Consider the following 815-nt stretch of genomic DNA (forward strand, 5'->3'; position numbering starts at 1 on the left):
GGACAGGGCGAGGACGGGGCGGCGACGGGGCGGCGACGGACGGTCGACGGCCGGTGACTATGGTTAGGCTAACCTAAGTCTCGGCGCGGGGTCCGACCCACCCCGGGACCTTCACCACTCCCACCACCGAACAAAGGCACCCCCATGCCCAACCCCGGCTCCCCGACCCCCGGGCGACCCACCCGCCGAACCCTCCTCACCGCCGCCGGCGCCGTCGGCCTCGGCGCCGCACTGGCCGCCTGCGGCAGCGGGGGCGGCAGCAAGGGCGCGGACGGCGGGGGCGCCGACGGCAGGGCCTGGTCNAGAGATGTGTATAAGAGACAGGTCCTTCACCGACGACCGGGGCCGGGCCGTCACCGCGAAGAACACCCCGCGCCGGATCGTCGCCTTCACCGGCACCGCCGCCGCCCTGCACGACTTCGGGCTCGGTGACCGGGTCGTCGGCGTCTTCGGCGAGACCAGGCGCGCCGATGGCAAGGCCGACCCGGCCGCCGGCAACCTCGACATCGACAAGGTCACCATCGTCGGCAACGCCTGGGGCGAGTTCGGCATCGAGAAGTACGCGGCGCTGCGCCCCGACCTCCTGGTCACCCACATGTACGACCCGGACGCCCTCTGGTACGTCCCGGACGAGAGCAAGGACAAGATCCTCGCCCTCGCCCCCAGCGTCGCCGTCACCACCGCCCGGGTTCCGCTGCCCGAGCCGATCAAGCGCTACGCCGCGCTGGCCGAGTCGCTCGGCGCGGACCTGAACGCCAAGCAGGTCACCGAGGCCAAGGCGCGCTTCGAGGCGGCCGCGGAGACCCTGCGGCCGG

Annotated in this window: 1 pseudogene; it reads left to right on the plus strand. The window is 73.3% G+C overall.

What is annotated here, in order from left to right:
- Window positions 1-144: 144 nt before the first annotated feature.
- Window positions 145-815: pseudogene (locus VR45_RS39940) on the plus strand (ABC transporter substrate-binding protein); the annotation flags it as partial.

Origin of the sequence: Streptomyces sp. NRRL S-495, from assembly GCF_000966955.1 — a bacterium.
Classification (GTDB): Bacteria; Actinomycetota; Actinomycetes; order Streptomycetales; family Streptomycetaceae; genus Kitasatospora; species Kitasatospora purpeofusca.